The sequence below is a fragment of the Ekhidna sp. genome (genome assembly GCF_039940915.1).
In the GTDB taxonomy this organism is placed as follows: Bacteria; Bacteroidota; Bacteroidia; order Cytophagales; family Cyclobacteriaceae; genus Ekhidna.
Map to the genome: position 1 here is coordinate 1,116,723 of NZ_JBDVFO010000002.1, position 25,237 is coordinate 1,141,959.

General features: G+C 41.1%; 20 protein-coding genes. 7 read left to right on the forward strand and 13 right to left on the reverse strand.

Annotated elements, in window-relative coordinates:
- Window positions 1–165 precede the first annotated feature (165 nt).
- The 3 genes from ABJF57_RS10035 to ABJF57_RS10045 form a co-directional block, all read right to left on the reverse strand.
- Window positions 166–3,144, reverse strand: a complete 2,979-nt coding sequence (locus tag ABJF57_RS10035; RefSeq protein WP_462234808.1) for a choice-of-anchor D domain-containing protein — start codon at window positions 3,142–3,144, stop codon at window positions 166–168.
- 129 nt (window positions 3,145–3,273) lie between these two features.
- Window positions 3,274–3,687, reverse strand: a complete 414-nt coding sequence (locus tag ABJF57_RS10040) for a hypothetical protein (protein WP_462234810.1) — start codon at window positions 3,685–3,687, stop codon at window positions 3,274–3,276.
- A complete protein-coding gene (locus ABJF57_RS10045; protein WP_462234812.1) occupies window positions 3,677–5,476 on the reverse strand; it encodes a hypothetical protein in 1,800 nt (599 codons plus the stop codon). The genes ABJF57_RS10040 and ABJF57_RS10045 overlap by 11 nt, the downstream gene beginning before the upstream one ends.
- 136 nt (window positions 5,477–5,612) lie before the next feature.
- Between ABJF57_RS10045 and ABJF57_RS10050 the strand changes: the two genes are divergently transcribed.
- Window positions 5,613–6,188, forward strand: coding sequence for a TlpA family protein disulfide reductase (locus tag ABJF57_RS10050; protein ID WP_462234814.1), 576 nt, complete (start codon window positions 5,613–5,615; stop codon window positions 6,186–6,188).
- Here ABJF57_RS10050 and ABJF57_RS10055 read toward each other — a convergent pair.
- Both ABJF57_RS10055 and ABJF57_RS10060 read right to left on the reverse strand, forming a co-directional pair.
- Window positions 6,171–7,181, reverse strand: a complete 1,011-nt coding sequence (locus tag ABJF57_RS10055; protein ID WP_462234815.1) for an arginase family protein — start codon at window positions 7,179–7,181, stop codon at window positions 6,171–6,173. The two genes, ABJF57_RS10050 and ABJF57_RS10055, sit on opposite strands and share 18 nt — an antisense overlap.
- Entirely contained in the window at window positions 7,181–7,669 is a 489-nt protein-coding gene (locus ABJF57_RS10060; RefSeq protein WP_462234817.1) for a SixA phosphatase family protein, read from the reverse strand. Before ABJF57_RS10060 ends, ABJF57_RS10055 begins: the two co-directional genes overlap by 1 nt.
- 152 nt (window positions 7,670–7,821) lie before the next feature.
- Between ABJF57_RS10060 and topA the strand changes: the two genes are divergently transcribed.
- The 3 genes from topA to ABJF57_RS10075 are packed head-to-tail and all read left to right on the forward strand — an operon-like array spanning window position 7,822 to window position 11,270.
- Entirely contained in the window at window positions 7,822–10,155 is a 2,334-nt protein-coding gene (gene topA, locus ABJF57_RS10065; RefSeq protein WP_462234819.1) for a type I DNA topoisomerase, read from the forward strand.
- 49 nt (window positions 10,156–10,204) lie between these two features.
- Entirely contained in the window at window positions 10,205–10,681 is a 477-nt protein-coding gene (locus ABJF57_RS10070) for an RNA polymerase sigma factor (RefSeq protein WP_462234821.1), read from the forward strand.
- Window positions 10,674–11,270 (forward strand): hypothetical protein, encoded by a 597-nt coding sequence (locus tag ABJF57_RS10075; protein WP_462234823.1) that lies wholly within the window; start codon window positions 10,674–10,676, stop codon window positions 11,268–11,270. Before ABJF57_RS10070 ends, ABJF57_RS10075 begins: the two co-directional genes overlap by 8 nt.
- A gap of 54 nt (window positions 11,271–11,324) precedes the next feature.
- On the opposite strand, the gene dnaN is transcribed toward ABJF57_RS10075, so the two are convergent.
- The 5 genes from dnaN to gldA all read right to left on the reverse strand — a co-directional run bounded on the left by dnaN (window position 11,325) and on the right by gldA (window position 16,731).
- Entirely contained in the window at window positions 11,325–12,449 is a 1,125-nt protein-coding gene (gene dnaN, locus ABJF57_RS10080) for a DNA polymerase III subunit beta (protein WP_462234825.1), read from the reverse strand.
- Window positions 12,450–12,540: 91 nt separating this feature from the next.
- On the reverse strand, window positions 12,541–13,434 hold the full coding sequence (locus ABJF57_RS10085) for a hypothetical protein (RefSeq protein ID WP_462234826.1): 894 nt from the start codon (window positions 13,432–13,434) through the stop codon (window positions 12,541–12,543).
- Window positions 13,431–15,110 carry a gliding motility-associated ABC transporter substrate-binding protein GldG gene (gene gldG, locus ABJF57_RS10090; protein WP_462234828.1) on the reverse strand — a complete coding sequence of 560 codons (1,680 nt, stop codon included), beginning with the start codon at window positions 15,108–15,110 and terminating at the stop codon, window positions 13,431–13,433. Before gldG ends, ABJF57_RS10085 begins: the two co-directional genes overlap by 4 nt.
- A complete protein-coding gene (gldF, locus tag ABJF57_RS10095; protein ID WP_462234830.1) occupies window positions 15,107–15,835 on the reverse strand; it encodes a gliding motility-associated ABC transporter permease subunit GldF in 729 nt (242 codons plus the stop codon). The genes gldG and gldF overlap by 4 nt, the downstream gene beginning before the upstream one ends.
- A complete protein-coding gene (gene gldA / locus ABJF57_RS10100; RefSeq protein WP_462234832.1) occupies window positions 15,832–16,731 on the reverse strand; it encodes a gliding motility-associated ABC transporter ATP-binding subunit GldA in 900 nt (299 codons plus the stop codon). Before gldA ends, gldF begins: the two co-directional genes overlap by 4 nt.
- Before the next feature lie 136 nt (window positions 16,732–16,867).
- Here gldA and ABJF57_RS10105 point away from each other — a divergent pair, with 136 nt between their 5' ends.
- From ABJF57_RS10105 to ABJF57_RS10115, 3 genes are all read left to right on the forward strand, one after another.
- Window positions 16,868–17,392, forward strand: coding sequence for an NADPH-dependent FMN reductase (locus ABJF57_RS10105; protein ID WP_462234834.1), 525 nt, complete (start codon window positions 16,868–16,870; stop codon window positions 17,390–17,392).
- Between the two features lie 3 nt (window positions 17,393–17,395).
- Window positions 17,396–17,938, forward strand: coding sequence for a DUF1572 family protein (locus tag ABJF57_RS10110; protein ID WP_462234835.1), 543 nt, complete (start codon window positions 17,396–17,398; stop codon window positions 17,936–17,938).
- A gap of 113 nt (window positions 17,939–18,051) precedes the next feature.
- Window positions 18,052–20,940: a CHAT domain-containing protein gene (locus ABJF57_RS10115; protein WP_462234837.1), complete on the forward strand. Its 2,889-nt coding sequence runs from the start codon at window positions 18,052–18,054 to the stop codon at window positions 20,938–20,940.
- On the opposite strand, the gene ABJF57_RS10120 is transcribed toward ABJF57_RS10115, so the two are convergent.
- The 3 genes from ABJF57_RS10120 to ABJF57_RS10130 are packed head-to-tail and all read right to left on the reverse strand — an operon-like array spanning window position 20,937 to window position 25,233.
- The gene (locus ABJF57_RS10120; RefSeq protein WP_462234839.1) at window positions 20,937–22,988 is read right to left on the reverse strand and encodes an OmpA family protein; all 2,052 of its coding nucleotides are present in this window, start codon (window positions 22,986–22,988) and stop codon (window positions 20,937–20,939) included. The two genes, ABJF57_RS10115 and ABJF57_RS10120, sit on opposite strands and share 4 nt — an antisense overlap.
- 8 nt (window positions 22,989–22,996) lie before the next feature.
- On the reverse strand, window positions 22,997–24,037 hold the full coding sequence (locus tag ABJF57_RS10125; protein WP_462234841.1) for a PorP/SprF family type IX secretion system membrane protein: 1,041 nt from the start codon (window positions 24,035–24,037) through the stop codon (window positions 22,997–22,999).
- The gene (locus ABJF57_RS10130) at window positions 24,034–25,233 is read right to left on the reverse strand and encodes a hypothetical protein (protein ID WP_462234843.1); all 1,200 of its coding nucleotides are present in this window, start codon (window positions 25,231–25,233) and stop codon (window positions 24,034–24,036) included. The genes ABJF57_RS10125 and ABJF57_RS10130 overlap by 4 nt, the downstream gene beginning before the upstream one ends.
- Between the last annotated feature and the right edge of the window lie 4 nt (window positions 25,234–25,237).

Consider the following 25,237-nt stretch of genomic DNA (forward strand, 5'->3'; position numbering starts at 1 on the left):
AATTACCAAAAGAATTATAGCTAAATGCTACATTTTCGTCAAACTACCATATAATACTCTGTGAGAACCCATTTTTATGTTAAGCAGTCAAATTCTTCGACAAACCATTAGTGGCGATGGAGGGGAATTGCTCTATTATTTAGCTAAACCACACTTTGAGGACCTTTATTTCACTATGAGTCTTTTATTGACCACCTTATTTCCTTGCTTGAAAGTGGCAATGTAGACACCGGCTTTGAGGTCTAGGTTTTGATCCATTTTTTGATCCAAATTGGTGGCCGCTTCAAATGTTTTTTTAAGTACCACTTTGCCATCAAGATTGATCAACATGAGTTCGATTGGTGTATGGTCATCGCCAGATACAATCTGCACCTTCGCATCGCTACTTTGCGACGGATTAGGATAGATGGTCACATCCATTCCGTTGTAATAAAAATCATTGTAAACCTGAATGATTTTATGATACTCATTGGCCCCATTAAAGTCTACTTGCTTGAGCCTATAGTAATTGTATCCCAAAGCAGGGTTTTTATGTTCATAGTGATAGTCCGATAGGTGGTTAACCGTACCATTCCCATCAATCATATCTATTGTTGTAAATACATTACCATCAATCGAATGCTGCACTTCAAAGTAATCGTTGTTTATTTCTATGGCAGTGGTCCAGTCCAGCGTGATTTTGTCACCATTTGCTAGTCCGCTAAATGTTAAGAGCTCTACCGGTAGCGGTGTGACATCTCCGAAAATCACAAAGTTGTCAAACGCCACTCCTACATCTGTAGCAAATCCATCACTCTCAAAGGTTACTCTAAATTGCACTGTTGCATTATTCTCTAAAGCGAGAGGTAAATCAATTTCTGCAGTTTCCCAGTTGGAATTATCTCCGGACCAGCCATTGGCATTGTTAGCAATGGCATCAACATCACTATCGTTGTACCAATTAATTCCTTCTGAAGTGGATCCTAAATCAAACCATGTTGTTCCTCCATCGGAACTGTATTCTACCTGATAGCCATCGAAGGCATCTTCTGTATCATACCTTACATCCATGAATAGGGTGAGTGAACTCTCCCCTGTTAAATCTAATGTTCCGCTTTCTAAAGTTAAAACAGCACTATTGTTATATACACTTGCAGGGGTCGTGTGCCAGTATGATCCATCGGCACCAGTATTCAATATGCCTGTCCCTCTAGACCAATCGCCATTCGTGTTTGAGGTGACAGTCCACCCTTCAGTGCCACTATCAAAGTCATGAAAAATAATTGCATTGTCACCGTTTCCGGTAATATTGAAGGTAAAAGGATCTTCATCTACATCATCACTTGCAATTGATACGGTTGCATTTCGTGTTCCCGAGGCTGAAGGATCAAATTCAATGATGAAAGTGGTAGATTCAAATCCAGCAAGGCTAGCTGCCGGCTGGCTAGTCACCGTGTAATCCGCCGAAGCGGCCCCACTAATTGTGACAGGAGTAGCTCCTGTCAGGCTGAGCGTAGCAGCTCCTATATTGGTAATGGTGTATGTTTTAGATCGGGTACCTGATGTAACATCTACACTTCGAAAATCTGTATTGGCCAAAGCATCTGTAGCTGTCTGCCCGTCAACAATTTCTACATCATTGGACTCAATGTAAATTTCCGGAAATCCAGTATAAACCATGAAGTTGTCAAATGCTACACCTGTACCAGTAACAGAGCCATCGCTCTCAAAGAGTACGCGGAACTGTGCATTGGAAATATTTTCAATTGCGACTGGAAGTCCAATCTGTGCCGCTTCCCAGGCTGTATTATCTCCAGCCCAGCCATCTTCATCGTTCGCAAACGCATCAACATCGGTCTCATTGTACCATCCTACTCCACCTCCTACCGTGCCTAGATCAAACCAGCTTGTACCTCCATCATCACTGTACTCCACTTTAAATCCATCATAATCTACCTCGGTATCGTAGCGTATGTCCATGTACAATGAAAGGTCAGATTCCCCAGTGAGATCAATGGTCGGACTTTCAATGGTCAAAACAGCATCGTTATTATAAGTTCCGTTGGGAGTGGTGTGCCAGTAAGATCCATCTGCTCCGGTACTTAATGTTCCAGTTCCCCTGGACCAGTTTCCATTGGTAGCCGTTGCAACAGTCCATCCATCGTCAGTAGAATTAAAATCATGTACCAAGACGGCATTTACTCCTGTTCCCTGAATATCAAAAGTGTATGGATCTTCATCTGCATCATCACTGTCGATTGACACGGTGGCAACTCGGACATCAGAACCGGAGGGATCAAATTCTATGGTAAAAGTTGTGGATTCAACGGCATCTAAAGTCGTTGCTCCAGGCTGGCTTGTGATACTGAAATCGGCCGCATTTGTACCGCTCAGTGAAACTGAGGTAGCCCCATTCAGTGTCAATGTTCCCCCTCCGATATTAGTTATTGCATATGATTTGGAACGCGTACCTGAAGTGACGTCTACATTTCCGAAATCTGTAAAGTCCTTGAAAGACGGACTTGCATCAGCGTTTGTGATTTCCTGACCATTTCCAGAAACTTCCATCTCAAAACCTGAGGTGATCACCACATCATCGAAAGCCACACCTTCATCTTGCACGGAAAAATCACTTTGGAACCTCACGCGAATCATCGCATTTGCATTATTCTCCAAGGCTACAGGCAGGCCTATTTGAGCTGTTTGCCAGTCCAGGTTATCACCAGACCATCCATCTGTATCTGTAAGTGCACTCACATCGGCATCATTGTACCAATTTACGCCTTCACCATTGGCGCCAAGATCTGTCCAATCAACTCCTCCATTGGAACTGTACTCTACCTGAAAGCCGTCGTAGGTGGCTTCTGTACTATGCCTTATGCGAAAGGAAAATAACAAATCAATTTCACCCGTGAGGTCAATGAGCGGGCTCTCCAATACGATTATAGCATCATCATTGTAGTTAGAAGGAGAGGTATACCAATAGGAATCATTTGCACCTGCGCTAAAAATATCAACTCCTCTGGCCCAATCTCCATTGGTATTGGAGGTTGCGGACCACCCTTGGTCTGAATCATTAAAATCGTAGGAAACGACAGTGGTTTGTGCTTTGGAAAAAGCGCAAAGACACACCATACAGATTGTAACTAGTTGAAAGCGCAGCATTTGATGATAGTTGGTTGATAGTATCAGTAGCAAATTTCTGCAATTATTTCAAACGAAAGCAAACATTTCGATGATCAATACAATATCATCCAAGAAATGAAGAAATTTTCATACTAACTATTCTATCGTCTATTCTACGAGGTAATTAAGGCTTTCAACGTCCATTGTCAACTGCATTTGCTGTGAGGTAATACCATTAACAATCCAATGGCTTCCTGAACTGAATATTAAGGAATCAGAAAACAAATCTATTCCCTCAACACTTGCGGCATTTGCTCTACCAATTAGGGTGGTATCAAATGAAGCACATCCAACACTTCTTACAATTCTAGAAATATCAAGTGAATCACTACTCGACACGAAAAGTAAAAAAACAGAATCTGAGCAATTTGTAGAATTAACCTGTTGACTCCACATCTTAGTACCTGACTGACCACTCAGAAGTCGTTCAACCTGATAATCGTACAATCCATCTGGAAGATCTTCTTCAGAGCACGAAACAAGGCAAAGAAAAATGAGAAGTGTAAATACCTTATCTCGCATTTCCGGTTCTATCAATCACCACATACCCAAGTTCGTCAGAGTCAAGCGGGAGCTGTTCTTCCGGATACAGCAGAATGGTAAGTTCCTGCGTTAGGTCATCAAACTTAAAGTCTACTGGCTCTTTATTGATAGAAACGACCGTGCCCCAGTTAAGCCGCCCATCTGGGGTATAGCTTACAACGACGAAATTATTTTCCTGAATAGATGAATTGTATATGTAAAAGCTTTCGGATCCGGCAATGGTAGGAATCGAATCACTTGCATAGTTGACTGCCTCTACTCCAGGTAAATCAAATTCGAGTTTCCACTTCACAATTCTATCAGGACCAAATGAGGCGATGAATCCTTTCTTGGCATTCAGGTCAGCTCCATATGCAACTACTTCTTCTGGGCTTTTTACAGGGACGTTCATGGTCATCAAGCCACTTTCTGGTGAATCTTGTACAAATAGTGGGTATACCACTTCTTCGTTTTCAGCATCAATCCCCCATTGATTTTTCTCAGACCAAAATTCAACTGCATCTCCAAGCCACTTGACATGTCTTCGGGACCAATTCTGCATTTCCAAGACATACTTTGACGCTGTAACGTACGTCTGAAAGAAACTTTCGATATAGTCGGTATATTTTTTCTTCGAGATCTCAAGGTCCTCTGAAGTAATGGACTCCACCAAAACATTCATCTCTTTTGCATCTGCGAAAGCTGCTTCATAGATTTCCAATTGTGAACCAATGAGTGATGAATCCATTAGCGAAGGATTCAGTTGTAAATCTACCTGCTTGATAATTCGAGCTTCATACATTTCGATTTTTAACAATTTTTCTACGGTAGATTCAGGGTCATATTTTGCAAACTGCTCTTTTAAGTTATCTGGAAAATCGCTGATATCTTCTGATTGACTTTTCTTCACTTTCTCTTTCTGTGATCTTAGTTCATCTGCATGGTTCTTCACCATGGTTTTGAAAAGCGCCACTCCTCCTAATATCTCTGATCTGGCTTCACTTGCCCAAGATTGAAAGTTCCATATCTCTATTGGACCCGACCTTAAGTTTGCTGCATTCATGCCATCAACTCCAAACTGATCTATGCTTTTCAACATGGGATCCTGGCTATACTTGTCTGAGCCAAGCTTTACGGCTAGCTCTTGTACACTTTTTGCATTTTCCATTCCAAGTGTTCCACTCTCCTCAATTTTTGAAATAATCTCTTGTACAGCTTGATCTGCTCCAATAAGCATATTACTGTATACTGCAAATTGAGTTGTCAGTGCTTTGTAAGACTCCATCGCTTCCGACTGGTTATTCTCCACTCGGACAACCTTTCTATGCATTTCTTTGACGTCAGCTATTCTGGTCTCAATGGCTTCTACTTTCTTCTCTATATCCAGATGAACATCAGAAACCTTGATTCCAAACTCACCAGTTCTTAAATCTCTTCTAAAAAAGGCCTGGTAATACTCATCTTTCTTCTTTAACTCTTTCTCATCAATTTGGCCTTTTGCTTTTTCTAAATAAAAGACTGCAGAATCGCCTACCTGATAAACTCTTGACGAATCATTCACCACGTCGTAGCTTAAAAATCTACTCTCCAGCCACAATCCCATTTGTAGATTGGCGTTTGCTTCTTCCTGATTTTTGATATCAGAGAGAAACTGGATAAGTTTTGGACCTCCCTCCTCATAGTTCTTGGCAGCCAGGATAGGGTACAAATCCTTGTACTTGATTTTCTGAGCCTGCGCTCCAAATAAAAATAGGATGAATAGAATGGTAGCTGTTGACTTGATCTTCATCGTGTGGTGAAATTTATGTGCATGCTAATTTATAAAAATACTAAGTGAGATTATAAAAATTTAAGGAAGAGACTAGTTAGCTAAAAAATGAATCTTTTCGTCAATTTGAGTGTAATACTTGCTACATCCCCCAAAAATGAAGCAAAAGATTAGAAAAGAACTCATCGAATGGATTGTTTTAATTACGGTAGTCGGTGTGATTTACTTAGGAGGCTGGCATACTGAGGTACTCGGCCGAATGCAACAGGTTGTATTATCAACAGGCCTCATCAAACCTACCCTGCTAGCCGAAGAGCGTAAAGCTTCGTACAATTTTTGGTTGGAAGACTTGAAGGGCAATCGAATTGAGTTTACTGAATTCTCTAATGAGGTAGTGTTTATGAATTTTTGGGCGACATGGTGTCCTCCATGCGTAGCGGAAATGCCTGATATTTATGATTTATATCAAAAACAAAAAGATCAAGTAAGCTTCGTAATGATATCGCTGGATCAAGACGAGGCTAAGGCTCGTAGATTTATCGATAGAAAGGGATTTGAATTTCCCGTTTACTTTCTAAGATCCAGCCTACCCACCACATATGATACACACTCGATTCCAACAACCTATGTATTGAGTAAAGGGGGCACGATCAAAGTGGAAAATCACGGGATGGCCAAATACAACACTGATTCCTTCAATAAGCTATTAACTGATCTATTTGAAAGTCAATAAGCTATTTGATACCCCGGCAAAGGTAGCTATCCGATAAATTATGCGAACGGCTACATTTGCATCCCATGGTTTAGCGCCGGTTTCGCACACATCAAATCCTATTATTTTTCTACCTGACCTGACCACTTGTTCAATGAGGTAAATGGCTTCATTGAATTGCAAACCGCCAGCTACTGGAGTGCCTGTATGAGGGCAAAGTGACGGATCTAATCCATCCATGTCAAAGCTGATATACACATTCTGAGGAAGATGTTCTACGATTGCATTCACTTGTGTTTGCCAATTCACCCCAGATAAAGTCTTTTTAAAAATGTCTTCATCATAAAAAACACTGATCGGTTTTTCTGAATTTGCGATATAATTCTCCTCTTCTTCGCAGAAATCACGAATACCTACCTGAGTCAACGAGGTTACAGCTTGCTCCTTTAGTGCATTATGCATAATACTGGCATGCGAGTATCTAAAATGCTCATAGGTTTCCCTTAAGTCCATATGCGCATCGATTTGAAGAATTCCATATTCCCCCTTTTTACCTAGTGCTCTCATCAGACCCAGCGGCGAAGAGTGATCTCCTCCTACTATTCCAACGATTTTACCTAAATCCAAGAAGGAACCAGCCAACGCTTCAATTTTCTCATGGGTGAGGTGACAAAACTCATTGATGAAATCGACCTGCTCAATATCGGGTTCCTTACCAGCCTCCAAGTCTTTGATAACATTGGTTGCTCGCCCTCGGTGAATTTCGTTTTGACCGGCATTGACAATTCGATCATACATGGCCATCTTCAGCTCCCATGGCCTATGGATGGATGGCAATGATAAATCCAGTTGAGATGACTCGCTTAGAATTATGTCAGGAGCTTTGGATGTTCCTTGTCCATAAGAAACTGTAACATCGAGATGAACTGGCAACAGCACAAGCTTAGACTCTTCCAAGTTGTATGGCAACCCAAAAACACTCCCCTTCTTACCTACGTCGCTTGGGTTGTACATCAGTGATTTGGATGAAAATAACTAGAAAAAACTCCTGTTCCTTGGGACACTTCACTCCATTTTAATTTATCGAATTTGATGGTAACCACTCCAGCTGGCTCCATATTTCCAATAGCAGAAGCTGATAAATATTCACCAAAAAATGTGATGGTCGGATTGTGGCCAATTATGGCAATGGACTTTTGACTATCAGAAAGATCATTGAGCAAGGCTAAGAGCTCCCGGACTGATGCATTGTAGATTACTTCCTTGTATTCAACCGCACCCTCATTCATTCCAAGCTCTTCAACAAGGTTTAAAGCTGTCTGTTTAGTTCTGGTAGAAGTGCTGCACAAAATAACATCCGGATTAAAATTTTCTTTGATCAAATGTCTTCCCAAGGCACGAACAGTGCTTTGACCTTCTAGTGTCAACTCACGTTCTATATCTCTTTTACCATTGGGCTCTTCGGCATAGGAATGTCGGATCAGGTAGATTTTTCTACTCATCAGTTTGGAGGTTTGGTATAAATATAAAGCATGAAAAAGAGCCGAGACAAATAAAGTTTTTCAATTGTGTGTTGAACAGGATTTAAATAGTCGTGTTATGTTTACGCGCTGAATGGGTTTCCACCTGTCACTATTATCTTATAAAATTTACCATGGGAAAAAATCTCGTCATAGTTGAGTCGCCTGCCAAGGCAAAAACAATCGAAGGATATTTAGGGAAGGATTATGAGGTTAAATCATCATATGGGCACGTTCGTGATCTCCCTAAGGATGATTCAGCTATTGACATAGAAAATGGGTTTGCTCCAACATACGAAGTATCCAAGGACAAGAAAGAAGTAGTAAGAGAGTTAAAAAAATTAGCCAAAAAAGCTGAAACAATATTCCTTGCTTCGGATGATGACCGTGAAGGAGAGGCTATTTCTTGGCACTTGTCAGAAGCCCTTGACCTTGACAATGCCAAAACCAGGCGAATCGTTTTTAGGGAAATCACAAAAAATGCGATTCAAAACGCCATTAAAAACCCCAGAGGTATCGACATTGATTTGGTAAACGCTCAGCAGGCAAGAAGAATTTTAGATCGTCTGGTCGGTTTTGAACTATCACCTATACTTTGGAAAAAAATTAAAGGTGGTCTCTCAGCAGGAAGAGTGCAATCTGTTGCTGTACGTTTGGTAGTGGAACGCGAGCGAGAGATCGCCAAGTTTAATCCGGAATCATCCTTCAGAATTACTGCCGAATTCAATCTGGAAGGAGGTAAGATTCTAAAAGCGGAACTGCCTAAGAAATTTAAGACGGAAGAAGAGGCTATGGGCTTTCTTCAAAAATGTAACGGTGCCGATTTCTCCATTGAGAACCTGGAAACAAAGCCCGCAAAAAAATCACCAGCTGCTCCATTCACGACTTCTACGCTCCAACAGGAGGCAAGTAGGAAATTGGGGTATTCTGTGGCAAGAACAATGTCTGTTGCTCAGAAACTCTACGAAGCTGGAAAAATCTCCTATATGAGAACTGACTCGGTCAATTTATCGGATGAAGCTTTAAATGGGGCAGCGTCAGCAATCAAAGCGAATTATGGAGATGAATATGCCTTCAGACGAGTTTTTAAAACAAAAAATGCCGGAGCACAAGAGGCTCACGAAGCAATAAGGCCTACAAACTTTGGTATACAGTCTGCAGGAAAGGATGATGCAGAAAATAGACTGTATGACCTTATCTGGAAGCGTGCTATCGCATCGCAAATGTCAGATGCACAACTTGAAAAGACAACTGCGACAGTCGGCGTTTCAACAACGGACGAGAAACTTATCGCTAAAGGTGAGGTAGTCAAGTTTGAAGGATTTCTAAAAGTTTATATTGAGTCCACAGACGAAGAGGGTGTCGAAGAGGAAAATACCAATATGCTACCTCCACTCAACGTAGGTCAGGTACTGGATCTCAAGCAAATACTATCCAAGCAAGGATTTACTCGACATCCACCAAGGTACACCGAGGCAAGTCTGGTTAAGAAGCTGGAGGAAATGGGAATCGGACGTCCGTCCACTTACGCTCCCACAATTTCTACCGTTCAAAAAAGAAATTATGTAGAAAAGGATGCTCGGGAAGGGCATGAACGCATCTCTATCGAATGCAGATTGCAGGATGGTGCTATCAAACGAGAAGAGGTAGTTGAAATAACTGGTGCAGAGAAGAATAAACTCTTCCCAACGAATACTGCAATGGTCGTGAATGACTTCCTGGTTGACCATTTCCCTAACGTCATTGACTATCATTTCACTGCTGATGTAGAGCAGCAATTTGATGACATTGCCCATGGAAAGACCGAGTGGAATAAAATGATCCACAATTTCTATGGTGGGTTTCACTCCACGGTTGAAAAGTCCGCTGACTTAGACAGAGCTGCAGTTAATCAAGTACGCGAAATAGGAGAACATCCCACATCAGGAGAAAAAATCTATGCACGTCATGGAAAGTATGGAGCTTATGTTCAAAAAGGTGAGTTAGTAGAGGGCGAAGAAAAGCCTCAGTACGCAAGTTTGAAGCATGGTCAATTCATGGATACCATCACTTTGGATGAAGCTTTAGAGCTATTTAAACTTCCTAGAGAGGTGGGCACTTTTGAAGATAAACCCATGGTCGCCGCGGTAGGACGCTTCGGCCCATACATCCGCCATGACGGGAAGTTTGTGTCCATTAAGAAAGAACAAGATCCTCTCACAATCACAGAAGAAGAGGCTGTTCAACTCATTCTAGATAAGCGGGAAGCTGATGCCAACAAATACATCAAGACCTTTGATGAGGATGAAACAGTAGCTGTATTGAATGGAAGGTGGGGGCCGTACATCAAGTTTGGTAAGAAAAATGTAAAAATCCCTAAGGATATGGTTCCAGAGGAACTCACATTTGAACAATGTAAAGAATTGGCAGAAAAAGCTCCAGAGAAAAAAGGAAGAGGCGGCAAAAAAGCTGCTGCCAAAAAAAAATAGCGTCTCGATGAAATAAATCGAACGTTTTAGCCACTAACACAAAAGTTGCGTGTCAGAAGACTTCTTCAAATCGTACGTAGAGGAAAATATGCCATTGATCATGCATATATGCAGGGCATATGCGCGAGATGAAGAATCACTGAAGGATTTAGTGCAGGAAGTCAGTTTGCAGCTTTGGAGGTCTCATGAATCCTTTAAGGGCAACTCTCAACTTTCGACCTGGGTCTACCGTGTCACACTGAATGTCTGTCTCTCTCATTCCAAAAGAATGAAACGCAAAGTGGAGACGGTTCCGCTCGAATGGAAGGGTGACTCAGCTATTGAGGAAGATGGAGAAAAAGAACAGATCGAGAAACTGTATTCGGGAATCAAAAAATTGAAGGAATCTGACCGAGCCATCATACTGCTTTATCTAGAAGATAAAAGTTATAAGGAAATGAGCGAAATATTGGGTATTACCGTAAGCAACGTAGGTGTTAAGGTAAATAGGCTCAAAGAGAAGTTAAAAGAGTTAATTAATGGCTGAGGAAATAGATATACGGTCAGTCTGGAATAAAAGTAAAGCAAAGGAAAACCCTTCGTCGCTTCAAATAGATAAGCTGGAGCGGAAAGGAACCAGAACAACCCTTTATTGGATCAAGATCATCCTTTGGGTAGAGTTTTGGATAACGATCGTTCTGATCCCATTAATGACCTATTTGACGATCAAAAGAGGCGATTCTATAGGCCTAATCATATTCTATGTACTGGTAACCATCGTGTATCTCATCTACTATCAATTTCTCATTCGCCAAATACGGAGGTTTAGTTACGATGGCAATGTTCTTCAGAGCTTAAAAAAAGTGTACGGCTATTTGAGGTTTTACCTACTGCACTACAAGGTGGTCTTTTGGATTTCTGTTGTCATGGGATTCATCTATGGGGTTTCAGATCCCGCCAACCATGCGGATTTATCAAAAATAGAAAGCACTGAACAATGGGCCGCCGTTATTGCCGTATGGGTCATTTCCCTATCCGTAATTGGAGGCTTGTTTCATTTGCTCCTCCACTTGATCTATGGAAGAAAAGTCAAGCGGCTTAAAAAAATGGTGAAAGACCTGGCAAGCGAACAATAAAAAAAGTGATGCCGCACAGCATCACTTTTCAATAATTTCTAATGATTCGAATTACTAAACCTGATTGTTTAGCATTACCGGCATCACAAGCATCAAAATGTCTTCTTCCTCATCTTTGTCGTGTGGTGTAATTATACCTGCCTTATTCGGGGCACTCAATTTCAAGGTGATGTCCTCCGAATCAATGTTACCAAGCATCTCTACAAGGAACTTAGCGTTGAATCCAATTTCAAGATCTTCTCCATCATGCTCGCATGATAGACGCTCATTTGCCTCGTTTGAAAAATCCAGATCTTCCGCTGAGATCATTAGCTCGCTACCTGTAATCTTCAAACGTACCTGATGCGTTGTTTTGTTAGCATAAATAGCAATACGCTTCAAAGAGCTGAGCAGCTCATCTTTCTTCACAACAACATTATTGTTGTTATCCAGCGGGATTACATTTTCATAATCAGGGAATCGCTCGTCGATCAACCGGCAGATCATTTTTACCTGATTGAAATTGAAGAACGCGTTGGAAGCATTGAACTCCACATTCACGTTGGTCAACTCCGAAGGTAAAGTGGCTTTGAGAAGCGTCAATGCTTTTCGTGGGATGATCATGCTATGTCCCATATCTGCCACTACGTCTACTCTTCTGTATCTGATCAAACGATGACTATCGGTTGCTACAAAGGTTGTATTGGTTTCATCGAGTTTCACGAACACACCTGTCATGGCGGGTCTTAGCTCATCATTGGAAGTAGCAAAAATGGTGTTGTTAATTGCTCTACCTAGCACTTCGGAAGACATATTCACAGAATATCCATCAGACACTGTAGGTATCTTAGGGAAGTCAGTGGCATTCTCTCCTGCGAGCTTGTATCTTCCGTTATCAGAGTTGATCTCAATACTGTAGGTGTTGCTATCTATGGAAAACGTTACTGGTTGCTCTGGAAGGTTCCTGAGTGTCTCCAATAAAATTTTAGCAGGAATCGCAATACTCCCGTCTTCTTTTGCTTCTACCTGAAGCTCTGTAATCATACTTGTTTGAAGGTCAGAAGCAGTAACGGTCAAATTGCCATCGCTTATTTCAAACAAAAAGTTTTCAAGAATGGGCACTACCGGGTTTGTAGTAATTACGCCATTGATGGCAGATAATTGCTTTAATAGGTAAGATGAAGAGACAATGAATTTCATATATTGTAAAGCTTAGTGAGTCAAGGCAATTGCCTTATTTTTTCGGGCGCTAATTTAGTCACAAATTGTGAGATAAACAGCTGAAATAAGATCAGTTAAGTCTATCAGGATTTGATAAAATCTGTCGGACCCTCCTTGCGTCTATTACCATGCGTTGACCATCCTGATCTTGAACTAAATGATACGGTTGATTTGGCTTATTTCTAAAAATCTCTAAACGAATAGGCGTTTCGTATTTGATGTCCTCAATGGATAACCTGGCAAAAGGCTCAGTGCCAGCAATGCTGTCCATCTCATTAAACCTCCCTGTCGAGATCATTTCATTGGCCTGAAACCGCTCAAATTGATTTAAGTATCCAATCACTGCCGAGCTATCGGCGGGTTGATTGCCATTGATAAGAAAGAATTTTTCATCAAACAAGATCTGAAAATTATCTCCTTCTTCGTTCTCAATAATTATTTTTTGGATGGTTCGCCAGCTACCGTCAAAGATGGTTCGATCTCGCCATTGATCCGGGTGTAGAGTGAAAATATCCACCACATTGTCGCGATATCCTGGTACGGAAACTTCTTTGACCCCAGCATCGGTTAAAAAATAGGATCTGGTTTTATTCGGATTGGTGGCATATTGAAATCGATACCTTGAATTGAAATCAAATTCAACTGTCACACTGCCCAAAATCTGCGTTTCCAAATTTCCAAGTGTACTTTTCACCTCCACCCGTTCCAATACTGAAATCAAGGTATTTATAAAGCCTTGATCAGCCAGGTATTGATCATTCACAATCCAGCCTTCGCCGGTTTTAGAAATGTTAATGGTATCCAGATCGTACGTAAATTCAAATGCACTAACGCCTTCCAGGTCTTCAGCGTTGAAGTACTTTTCGGAAGATTTGACTTCCTTACTCCCTCCTGAAAAAAACAACCAAAAATTGGCTATTAAGAGCAGCAGTATCGCAACGATATATTTTACTGACTTACTCATTGTCTGGCAAATTTATTTTTTCGTAAATACCATTTCAACCCACCGATGAGTAAGACCAGAAGTACTGGAACTATCAAATTGATCAATTGCCACTTCGTACGTTCTTGCTGAACTTTCACACGATCTAACGGTCTAATTTTTACCTCCCGAGCTCGTGTTTCTATCAAGCCTGAATCATCAACCATGTAGTCCAGAATGTTCAGAATGAAATCCTCATTGGCATACGTGGTTTTGGTGAAAGGCTCCACTCCTAAACCTAGCGGTTCGCCCGTTTCAGGATCCAGGTCGTTTCGAATGATATCACCATCACCTACGACAATCACTTTACCTGGATTACCCTTTTCGATAAACTTAGCTTTGTCAAATTCTTTCGGGATCAAACGGTTTGCATACAGCGAGGTGAAAGAACCTTCCAGCAGATATCCTACCGTTTTGGGACCGTCTGTAAATCGCTCAGGTCGAAGTTTATCTCTCAGGTCATTGAATGCAACCCTGACCGGCGGACCCAGCAACTTGGTGTATGGGCTTGTGGTCATCAGTGGAATTTTTTGAATTCCAACTGCTTTCACTGTATCTATCTCAGACACAAATCTCCCTAAGATCGCATCTAAATTTCGAACAGAAGGATGCTTGCTGAAATTGGTGAGCACGGGGAAAAACGGCCATGGGATCATTTGAATCTGAGGTTGGCTTCCAACATTTCCAGCAACCACAGGAAACTGTCCGCTATTTACGTCCAGCACATAGTTTTGATTAATTCTTACGCCATACCTAAAAAGCTGATCCTCCAAATTCGTTTGATATGGAATTGCCACTGTCCCTTCTCCGGATGCGCTATCCATATTAACGCTTAGTGCATCAATGAAATAGATTAGATTTCCTCCACGCATCAAATATTGATCTACCAAATATTTTTCGCGTTCCGTAAATGGTTGTGTGGGTTTGCCAATAACTACCGCGTCGTAACCACTCAATTCTTTCCTTCCTGAAAGTGACACATTATACAATTCGAACTTGGAAAGTACCGTATTTCTAAACCCAGCTATTTCCAAAGAGTCTGGCGACCCGTGACCAGAGATGTATGCAATACGCTTGGTAGCTCCATCAATCAGCTGAGCAATGGAAGCAGCTAATTCATATTCAAGCCCTTCAATGCTTTGGTTTAAAACTACATCTACTCCGGCGGTACTATTCCCCTTGATCAAGTTGATGCTGATTTCATTGATCCCCTTAGATACAATCGCTCCAGGAAACAGCACTTTTTCCATCTTGTCACCATCGGCATTCTTATAATTTAAGTTTGATGGCTCTATTCCTTTATCTATGAGTGACTGATAGAATTGATTCCTTGCTTGAACGTTTGTGGCTTGTGCAGGGTCGGTAAATTTGTATTTCACCTTATTTCCACTTTCAATTGAAAATTGCTCTAGCATCTCTCCAATTGAATTTTGAAAACGTTCAAAATTAGAAGGTAATTCTCCGGCGAGGTATACCTCAAAATACACCTGCTCATCCAGTGATTTTAGGAGATTTTTTGTAGCATCTGAAATGGTGTAGCGCTTTTCTTCCGTCAGGTCAAATTGCACGCGAAAGCGATCAGCCAGTTGATTTACCAGCCATACCGAAAGAAGCACTGTTATGCTTTGAAGAATGACTATTTTCCTACTCCGACTCATCCTTTCTGCACGTTTAAAATGATACGTGTGAGATACAAAAAGAGGACTATCATGGAACCGAAATAAACGACATCACTCATGTCTATCAATCCTTTGCTCAATGTTTCATAATGTGATAGAATGCCTACCTGCTCAATGATGTAAGACGTTTCGGACCAGATATTGATTGCTGCTATGGAATCAAAACCTGCATAAAAAGCAAAACATAGGAAGGCTGCTAAAATGAAAGATACAATCTGATTGCCCGTGAGTGCTGATGATAATACTCCTATTGCGGTAAAAATCCCTCCCAGCAATATCAATCCAATGTATGATCCTATGATGCCAGCAGTATCAATATTACCAACTGGATTTCCCAAGTATGATAGGGTGAAGTAGTAGATCAGCGTAGGCAATACAGAGAAGATAACCAGAAAAAATCCAGCTAAAAACTTACCTATCACTATCTCAATGTCTCTGAAAGGAAGGGTATAAAGCAATTCAATGGTTCCTCCCCTTTTTTCCTCGGCGAATGCCTTCATCGTGATTGCTGGAATAAGGAACATAAATACATAAGGTGCCAATGAAAAAAGTGTTTCCATGCTGGCATAGCCATAATCCAGCACGTTGGTTTCTGGAAATACCCAAATCAGCAAACCAACTCCTACCAGGAACATGCCAATCACTACATAAGCGATTAATGAATCGAGGAACTCGTTGATTTCTTTTTTTAGAATTGTAATCATTCTCCTTGTGTCAATTCCTGAAAAACTCCTTCGAGCGACTGCTCTTCTTTTGCAATATTGATTAGTGGAAGTCCGTGCTCTCCAGCCACTTTCATGATGGCTTTGCGCGGATCCTCTTTTGCATGGATTTGATAGCGATTGTCTTCCATGTCAACTATTTGCAAACCTTCAGCTTCAAACAATAAAGGATCAATGTTTTCTTCAAATTCTACCCGATAGGCTACCTGATCAGACTTCATCGACTTCAGGTTTTTCACCGCATCATCCGCAACAATTTTACCTTTATTGATGATCACTACTTTATCGCAAAGAGCCTCCACCTCTTGCATGATGTGGGTGGAAAGGATCACAGTCTTATCCTTACTCGCTTCTTTGATCACTTTGCGAATTTCAACTAGCTGATTGGGGTCTAATCCGCTTGTAGGTTCATCCAGTATCAACACCTCCGGATCGTGGATCAATGCTTGAGCAAGCCCCACTCGCTGACGATATCCTTTGGAGAGTGCTCCAATTCTTTTGTGCTGTTCTCTTTCCAGTCCACACATCTCAATCATATTCGCAATTTTCACTGCTTTACTATTCAATTTGTAGGCTGAGGCCACAAAATTGAGGTATTCCTTTACATACATTTCTAGGTAAAGGGGATTGTGTTCGGGTAAATAACCCGTGATTCGTTTGACTTCAAGCGGTTGTGAGGAAACATCAATCCCATTGACCTGAACAGAGCCAGAAGTAAGGCCAATATAACCTGTGGCAATCTTCATCGTGGTGGATTTACCTGCACCATTTGGACCAAGAAAACCCGTAATCTTACCTTTTGATGCTTCAAAAGAGATTGAATCTAGTGCTTTTTGAGCTCCGTAGACTTTGGTTAGTTGATCTACTTTGATTGACATTGAACTAAAAGTCGTTCTTAGAGTTAATTGGTTTGATGTTTTATTTGCGTTCTGATCAATGGATCTGAAAACGCAATTATCGGGCAAATATTTCTATATGCGCCCACATCTACAATTTTGATTTACAAAATCGTCTATGATAACAATCATTAGTGGTACCAATCGCAAGCATTCGGTTTCCAAGCAAGTGGCACTTCAATATCAGCAAATACTTGAAGAATTATCAATTGAATCTACGATAATTGACCTGGAGGACTTACCGTCAGATTTTATTTCAACGGCGCTTTATGAAAATCAGGGAACGAATGTAGTCTTCAATCCAATCAGGGAGCATATGAAAGCATCTCAAAAATATATTTTCATTGTACCTGAATACAATGGGTCTTTTCCAGGAGTCCTAAAAACTTTTCTCGACGCCTTGGAATTTCCAGGAACATTTACTGGAAAGAAGTGTGCCATGGTTGGACTTTCGGCAGGCATTCAAGGTGCGGCCATAGCCATGAGTCATCTCACAGATATTTTCAACTATCTTGGCATGCATGTATTTGCTAACAAACCCAAGTTGATGAGTATCAACGCTATGATGGAGAATGGCAAAATCACGAATGAATCGAATCTCGGAATACTCAGGGATCAGGCTCAAGACTTTATTAAATTTTAGTGTATGATTGAAAATCTGGTAAAACTCCTTCTTTACTATAAATCGTTGGGTGAACAAACATTTGAATCACTTTCCGATGAGGAATTGCACCTCATTCCAGCCGATGGCTCCAACAGTATCCCAACCATGGTTAAGCACTTGTGGGGAAATATGCTTTCCCGATGGACCAATTTCCTTACGGAAGATGGAGAGAAGGATTGGAGAGATCGTGAGGGCGAATTTGAAACCACAATTAAGACTCGGGAAGAAATGTTGAACAAGTGGGAGGAAGGATGGACGACTTTCATAAATACCCTAAAGGATTTGAAAGATGACGACTTAGGTAGAACCATTTATATTCGAAATGAGGGACATTCCGTCATTGATGCCATTCATAGACAACTCGCCCACTACAGCTATCACATTGGCCAAATCGTTTACCTGGCAAAAATGATCAAAGGTGAAGATTGGGTCTCTTTATCAATTCCCAAAGGTGGTACTGATCAATACAATCAAAAGAAGTTCTCAGAAGAAAAGTCTGAAAAACATTTCACCGATGAAGTATGACAGGCTAGTCATAGCCCTTCATCGTTTTTGAAGTATGGTTGGTAGGAAAAGTAAAAGGATCATCTCAAGAATGTTGTATCCTTGTTAACTTCAATTGACCACCAAATTGATCTATGCTTAAGAAAAGCTTTGTAATTATACTTTCCGCTCTCTGCATTTCTCTTCATGGGCAGACCTGTCTCCAAAAGTTGGATAGTGCAGAGCGTTTCAAATATACATTCCCTCTCAAATCGAAATTTTACGCCAATTCATTGCTAACAGATTTGGACTCAGCCAAATGTGTGACTGAAATTGGAATAGCGGGGCTCTACAATAATGTTGGTCTGATTCTTTGGGAAGTCAATGACCGGCAGCATAGTCTGAATGCACTACACAGTGGTCTTACGTCTGAGGTCGCCAACAAAGATTCACTGCATCAAGATTTACTCGGCATCTATTATAATTTATCAGCTTTTTACCAGGAGTTGGGCGAATTTGCTATGGCTGGAAAATTTTTAGGTTTGGCTGGAAGAGTCACAAATAGTCGGCTCAGCAATGACTCAAACGCTCAACTTCGCTACCTCTATCGGCAAGGCATATATCATCGGGAGGTGGGTAACTTTCAGCAAAGTTTGGATGCACTTAATCAGGCTTTAGCATCTGGAAAAGATTACAATGACTCCATCAGCATAGCCCTCCAAATAGAACTAGGCACCACCTATCGTCACTTTGGCGATTTGAATAGAAGTGAAACAGAACTTCTTACCGCCATTGAAATGGCTAAAGGAAGAGATGAGATTCAATACTTTCGAGCCATTGATAGGCTATCTGCACTCAAGATAGAGCAGGGAGAGTATTCTGATTCAGAAAACTACCTCCTCCACAACCTTGAGAAAAAAAGCAACAACTATCAAGATGATAAAGTAATGCTCCTTGAAACGCTCAATGGGTTAAGTATTCTTTACTACCGACTCAATGACCTAAAAACTGCCAATAATTACATGGAACAGGCATTGGATGTGGCAGGTGACATTCGAACCATTCGGCCGTACATGATTAATAATCTGGGCACAATTTATAAGCGGCAAGGAGATGTCGAAAAAGCGGAAGAATGCTTCCTCGAAAGCTCACAGGGTTTTTTAGACTTGTTTGGATCCATGAATCCGGACTATGCGAGTAGCTTAAGTAACCTGGCTAGTATCTACAAAGACAAAGGAGAACTGGGAAAAGCACTGAATCTCTACATGAAGGTGCTTGACATGGACAAGGTGATCTATGGTACTGAGCATGCAAACTATGCTACATCGCTCAACAACGTCGCCTTACTGTATCTTCAATTTGGGAACTTCTCATTGGCAGGAAAGCTACTTACTGAAGCAAAAAAAATAAGAGCCAATACACTCGGAAATTATCACCCACTCTACATCAAAACAGTGAATGATCTTGGTCTGTATTACATGATCGTAAAAGATTATCAATCAGCGATGGAATCCTTTGATCATGCGCTATCAGCCGAGATTAAACATATGCAGGATATATTTCCTGTACTGACTGACAATCAACGAAAACTCTATTTTGATGAAACCAGGTATAATATTGGTAGATTTTGTGCGCTCGCATTTAGTGACGAAAACATTGACTCTAAGTATGCAAGCAATGCGCTTAACCATTTCTTAAACACACGAGGCATTCTCTTTTATGCATCAGAGAAAATGAGAAAGCTGATTCAAAATAGCGATGACGATAAAATAAAAAAGGATTACAACACTTGGCGAGAAAAGAAATATAGTCTAGCTCAGGCCTATTTGCTAACAGAAGAAGATCGAGTAAAACAGGGAATCTCCATTACTCTCCTGGAGGAAGAATGTGCGAATCTCGAAAAAGACCTCTCCCGAAAATTTAAAGTTTTCGCAGATCAGGAAAAGTCAACCTATCATCACTGGTCAGAGATAAGCGTAGTGCTTGAAGACAGTACGGCTATGGTGGATATCATCCAGTACAAAAACTATTCAGTTGAAGTTGTTGATGAAAAAATAGATCAGGGATTTGAAGACGAATCTCATTACATGGCTTTCATCATCAAAAAGGACAGTGTCTTGGAAACAGTAAAGCTAACATCATTGGATATTACCAAGGGTTTTGCTACCTATCGAAATGCATTGAGGTACGGGGTTAAAGACAAGCTTAGTTACAGCATCTTTTGGGAGCCTATAAATGAGCATTTATCAGATGTCAACAAGTTATACCTTTCACCTGATGGTATTTACCATAAACTAAATCCGGTGGTCTTCTACGATGAAGCCAACAATCAGTACATGTCAGACAAATATGATATCATTAACATCACCAGCGGAAAAGACCTACTCTATCGTGATACACCAGAGCTCGTGAAGGATGCCAAAATATTTGGTAACCCTGACTTTTCCGGAATTGAAGGTTTTACACTGCAACAATTACCTGGAGCAGAAAAAGAAGCAAACGACATTAGTGAAATTCTCGACGTAAGGAGATGGGACACTGAGACTTACTATTTCTCGGAAGCAACAGAAGATCGAATAAAAAATTTCACAAATCCAGGAATTATTCATATCGCAACTCATGGATACTTTATAGATGACCCAAACTATACCGATCCATTGCATAGTTCCGGTCTTTTTTTAAGTAAGTCTGCATCGAGCACCAATGACGGATTATTGTCTGCTTACGAAGCGATGAACTTGGTGTTGGATCAAACTAATTTGGTGGTGTTGGCTGCCTGCGAGACGGGGTTGGGTAAGGTCCAAAATGGTGAAGGTGTGTTTGGGCTGCAACGAGCATTTTTGGTGGCCGGAGCACAAAATGTTCTTCTCTCACTCGTCAAAATAAATGATGAAGCAGCTAGAAATTTCATGAATTTATTCTACAAAGAATTGCTGGTTGTCAAAGATCCCCAGCTCGCCTTTTTTAATGCCAGAAGAGCGTTTCGCAAGGTTGACTCAAATCCGTATAATTGGGGAGCCTACATTCTGGTTTCCAAAGGCTAGTTTTTTGCTGAAAATAAATCCAGATTTTCTTCTCCCACAAGTAAGCGAATGGGGCGATCTGTTTTAGACTCCTCGTATATCCTTATGGTGCTGCCCGCAGCAATGGCTCCTTTCACATTGCCATTCCATTCCTTTAATTGCTCGTAATCAACATTTAGCATGTTGGCAATCTGCACCAAAGAGTTTGGTTTCCTAATGATATACGTTTTCGCAGTTCGTAGTTTTAATCCTGCACTTGCCTTTACAATGACCTCCACCCTTCTTCTAAAGACTCGTCTGAACCAGTGATCTGCTCCCTGCGATGGAATTTCGCCACGAGGCAATACATTTACTCTTCTTGAGTCAATTCCCATTGAAACCAGGTATTCTTTAGCTGATTCTCCCCTTCTTTTGCTTAGCAGAAGGTTGGATGAATCCGAACCAATGCTATCCGTAAATGCCAAAATATCTATCGATTCAAATGATTGCTCCTTCAGTTGTAAAACAAGGTTTTGCAATGCCGCTTTTGCCTCACTTCTCAGTTGGCTATCTGCATAGTTGAAATAGAGCTTCTCAAACTGATATTCATCTGTCTCAACGTCAGCCACTGCCACACTATCTTCAATGATTTTCGGCTTTGGCTTAGCCGGTCTTATGGGTTCAAAAAGGTCATACCCTGCATAATCTTCCACGCGAAATGTGACAAGATCAAGTGATTCAATGTCTCTAAAGCGTGACGCAAGCCTGGAATCAATTAAGGATTCTCCGGAAATCAAAAGTGATAAGAAAAGACGTTCATTGTTTACATCAAAACTGTAAATGTTCAATATTTCGTGATCCGCCCGATTGGAAGACATGAATCCGACAGTATCAGAAATGGCAAAGTATGTATCGTCCCAGGTAGAATTGAAAGGATCCCCCAGGTTATAAATCTCTGGCTCGAAAAATGATTCTCCTTTAGCGGCATACATGTCGTAGCCCCCGTAACCAACATGTCCATCGCTGGAAAAGAGAAGGCATTCAAAAGCGGACGAATAATAAGGTGTTATTTCATTTTCAGGTGTATTGATTACTGCTCCCATATTGATTGCAGGTGTCCAGGATTCCTTCTCCAAACCTTTCAAACTCATCCATATATCGCTACCCCCATTACCTCCTGATCTGTTGGAACTAAAAAACAGCGTATCTCCTGTCGCTGAAATCGCAGGCTGTTTGTTCTCTGATCCAGCTTCATTGATGTAGCTGTTTAGTTTAACCGGGGCACTCCAGTTGCCATTTTCAAGATAGCTTACCATGATATTGCAGGAGGAACCCTCACCCTCGCTGCACGAAGAAAAGTAAAAGATATTCCCATCTTTCGTGAAAGAGCCTGATCCTTCTGGCCATTGCGTATTCAAATCGGAAAAATCCTGATTAGACGTTGACATCCTCCATCGTCCATTCCCTCGATTCTCGAATGAAACCAAATCTGGCCATAACCCTTGGTACTGAAGGTTTTCATATTGGGTGCCCGGTAAATTTCTTGTGGTCGCTAATACAACATGATTGCTGGATGGATTTATCACAGCTCCAAAATCATGAAATTTGGAATTGATTCCGTCCAGGTAACTAATAGCGAATCCTCTATCCGCTTTTTTCTGTCTAAGTGCCAATTGACATCCCTCACTTTGTTTCCGTGCCAGCTCTACCAAATAGGATTCTGCTCCAGGAATAGAAATAAGAACACCGTAAATAGAATCTGCTTCCTCAAAACTTGTTTCGTGCTTAAGTAGACTGGCGTAACTATACATTGAACGAGCTCTGTACTCTTGATCTGGGGTATTACTTAGCTGGAGAAAAACTGATTTTGCCTCATCATATTGCAAAGTTCTGTTATAACATTCCGCCAATCGAAAACGAGCAAAATGATTGTCTTTGTCAATCCCGACAATCTTATCATAAAACTCAATTGCATCATCGTATATGCCATTTTGGTAACGATCATCAGCCATTTTCAACAGCTTGGGTACAGACTGTGATGCACAAATGAAACCAAATAGCAAGCAAACAATGGTAAGTAGTTTTCTCATACTAGTGATCAGAATATTGGGCTTGAAACGTTTCGGAGTGGAGTTGATAAGTCCAGGTTGTAAGTTAGTGAAACCTCGTAGGTTGGGAGGTTTGCGCCAAGCTGATCACTGATATCAAAAGATTGGGTGTTTAGGTCAAGACTAAAGCCAATCTTCAGGTTATCTATTTCGAATCCAGCCAAAACAATAATTGAATCCTCTACCCGATACCAGGATCCCACTTGCAGGTTAACAGCTGTATTGGATTTGGGAGAACTCACCAATGTTGAAAAGTACAGGCCTGCATTGATTTGCTTGCTCCCCTGTGAATAAAGCACATATGCAGATGGATGAATGTACCAGCGAGGAGCGATGTTTAATTTCGAAGAACCGAAGGCCTTGAACAAAAAGCTCTTCCTAGCTCCTTCCAACCCATCTATGGACACTACCGCCCTGTTAAGGTTGTCAACACTTAGCCCAAACATGAAGTTTCTGTCCCTGATGTATCTATTTTCATTGTCAAAAGCGGTGTAGATAACTCCAAAATTGAAGGTTGGATACAAAACTGGGTTAGATCCTATTTCCTCGCCAGTTCTCGTATTATCAAATCCTATGTATTTATTGAACTGTGACCCCCACGTCAGGCTGGTTCCATCAATGCGATGTTCGACAATCCCTCCCTGCAAACCAAACACAATCGTTTGATTGGATAAGCGACTCAAGCGGATAGCATAGGCTCCGGTGAGCAATATTTTTTTAGAAGAATAAATACCTTCAAAGCCTCTCTTTTCCTGAAAGAAAGTGATTCCTGCTCCTCCGATCTGATTGTCCTTGCTTGTTGTCTTTTTGAATGGATAAGTAAAAGTCACCTGCATCAATTCGAGAAATGAATCTGAGCTTGGAGAGCCTCCTCGCTTGTAGTTTGAGTTGAACGATAGATTGGGAACAGTTCCTGTAAAGGCTGGATTAAGCACACTTGAGCTTGCAAAATATTGCGAAAACTGTCCTTCCTGGGCTGGTAAGATTAACGTGTACAAAAACGCTATTGAAAGTACTACGAATTTCCTCATTTGACTAAAAGTACCGATCCGGTTTTACTATACTCTTGCGATTCCGCAACAATCCTGACCTGATAATAATATACCCCTTCTGGAGCATCAAGTCCCGAGCTCAAGACTCCATTCCAGCCGTATTGTGAAATATCTAATTCAGAGCCACTATCATTCAAACTATACACTTCCTTATTGAAGGAATCGTACACCTTAATGGATATTGAACTTACCAGAGCTCCTGCAAAGTAGGCTCTGAATATGCGATTATCTTCCTGCAGTGCTTTAGGTGCAAAGGCCTTAGGTATGAAAAATGTAGGCTCTACAATGATTGGAATCAACGCAATACCTAATCTTCTGCCACTGTCGTTTATCCAAATATTGTCGGTAGAGTTGATTGTTCCTGACGAAAAGTTCGCATCTGCATTTGTAACCGCACCACTCAATGCATGATATAGCGTATCTTCCTTCGAGAAAATTACAATTGCGGGTTCATAAGCCAACGACCTTATGGGCTCTCCATTGGAAAGGTTTTGGAGATCAACGCCCGAAAAATTCACGGAAACTTGTGCTTCCACAGAGTCTCCCGAAACTTTTAGTATCCACTCCACCTCATCACTGATTCCAACCATATCCTCATCTGGAAGCAACTCATTTTGAATCGGAACTTTACATTCTACGCTTACTATACTACCGGAAGGTAAATTGGAAATGGTCATGTAATTGGGAGCTCCATTGACTCCCATCGGGAAGGTAACGGGATTACCTCGTGATATTCCTAACAGTTTACCATCTACATATCCATCTCCTCCGGACGGGAAACTCCCACTGACCAATAGCTCTTCTTCCGCAGCATCAACCACCCCGTTGATCGTCTCCAAACCTCCCGAGACAATCACTTGATCAGTAAGCAGGTTAAGTCTGCCTTGTTTGTCCACGATGAAATTGCCCACATCAAGTGTATCACCACTTAATTCTTGATCCAACACTCCGTTGAATTTGATGTTTCCAACGTTTCTGTTTGTGGTAAAATCCAGATCTGAGTAGCTAACAATCGTCCCAGAATTATTCACAGGACCCTTTAGGCTTGTGTTTCCTCCAAAGAAGAATATCGTTCCATCACCCAGATAAAGATCTGTTTGATCACCAAAAGTGATCGTTTGTGCCGATAAGGCGACCACTTGAAATAGTAATATGAAATGAATAAAATATTTCATAATT

What these genes read in the sequence shown, in the direction of transcription:
- gldG (WP_462234828.1), bottom strand. Translation starts at nt 15,110, where the DNA reads ATGAGTCGGAGTAGGAAAATAGTCATTCTTCAAAGCATAACAGTGCTT.
- ABJF57_RS10060 (WP_462234817.1), bottom strand. Translation starts at nt 7,669, where the DNA reads ATGAGTAGAAAAATCTACCTGATCCGACATTCCTATGCCGAAGAGCCC.
- gldA (WP_462234832.1), bottom strand. Translation starts at nt 16,731, where the DNA reads ATGTCAATCAAAGTAGATCAACTAACCAAAGTCTACGGAGCTCAAAAA.
- ABJF57_RS10120 (WP_462234839.1), bottom strand. Translation starts at nt 22,988, where the DNA reads ATGAGAAAACTACTTACCATTGTTTGCTTGCTATTTGGTTTCATTTGT.
- ABJF57_RS10075 (WP_462234823.1), top strand. Translation starts at nt 10,674, where the DNA reads ATGGCTGAGGAAATAGATATACGGTCAGTCTGGAATAAAAGTAAAGCA.
- ABJF57_RS10035 (WP_462234808.1), bottom strand. Translation starts at nt 3,144, where the DNA reads ATGCTGCGCTTTCAACTAGTTACAATCTGTATGGTGTGTCTTTGCGCT.
- topA (WP_462234819.1), top strand. Translation starts at nt 7,822, where the DNA reads ATGGGAAAAAATCTCGTCATAGTTGAGTCGCCTGCCAAGGCAAAAACA.
- ABJF57_RS10125 (WP_462234841.1), bottom strand. Translation starts at nt 24,037, where the DNA reads ATGAGGAAATTCGTAGTACTTTCAATAGCGTTTTTGTACACGTTAATC.
- ABJF57_RS10115 (WP_462234837.1), top strand. Translation starts at nt 18,052, where the DNA reads ATGCTTAAGAAAAGCTTTGTAATTATACTTTCCGCTCTCTGCATTTCT.
- dnaN (WP_462234825.1), bottom strand. Translation starts at nt 12,449, where the DNA reads ATGAAATTCATTGTCTCTTCATCTTACCTATTAAAGCAATTATCTGCC.
- ABJF57_RS10040 (WP_462234810.1), bottom strand. Translation starts at nt 3,687, where the DNA reads ATGCGAGATAAGGTATTTACACTTCTCATTTTTCTTTGCCTTGTTTCG.
- gldF (WP_462234830.1), bottom strand. Translation starts at nt 15,835, where the DNA reads ATGATTACAATTCTAAAAAAAGAAATCAACGAGTTCCTCGATTCATTA.
- ABJF57_RS10130 (WP_462234843.1), bottom strand. Translation starts at nt 25,233, where the DNA reads ATGAAATATTTTATTCATTTCATATTACTATTTCAAGTGGTCGCCTTA.
- ABJF57_RS10110 (WP_462234835.1), top strand. Translation starts at nt 17,396, where the DNA reads ATGATTGAAAATCTGGTAAAACTCCTTCTTTACTATAAATCGTTGGGT.
- ABJF57_RS10045 (WP_462234812.1), bottom strand. Translation starts at nt 5,476, where the DNA reads ATGAAGATCAAGTCAACAGCTACCATTCTATTCATCCTATTTTTATTT.
- ABJF57_RS10085 (WP_462234826.1), bottom strand. Translation starts at nt 13,434, where the DNA reads ATGAGTAAGTCAGTAAAATATATCGTTGCGATACTGCTGCTCTTAATA.
- ABJF57_RS10050 (WP_462234814.1), top strand. Translation starts at nt 5,613, where the DNA reads ATGAAGCAAAAGATTAGAAAAGAACTCATCGAATGGATTGTTTTAATT.
- ABJF57_RS10105 (WP_462234834.1), top strand. Translation starts at nt 16,868, where the DNA reads ATGATAACAATCATTAGTGGTACCAATCGCAAGCATTCGGTTTCCAAG.
- ABJF57_RS10055 (WP_462234815.1), bottom strand. Translation starts at nt 7,181, where the DNA reads ATGTACAACCCAAGCGACGTAGGTAAGAAGGGGAGTGTTTTTGGGTTG.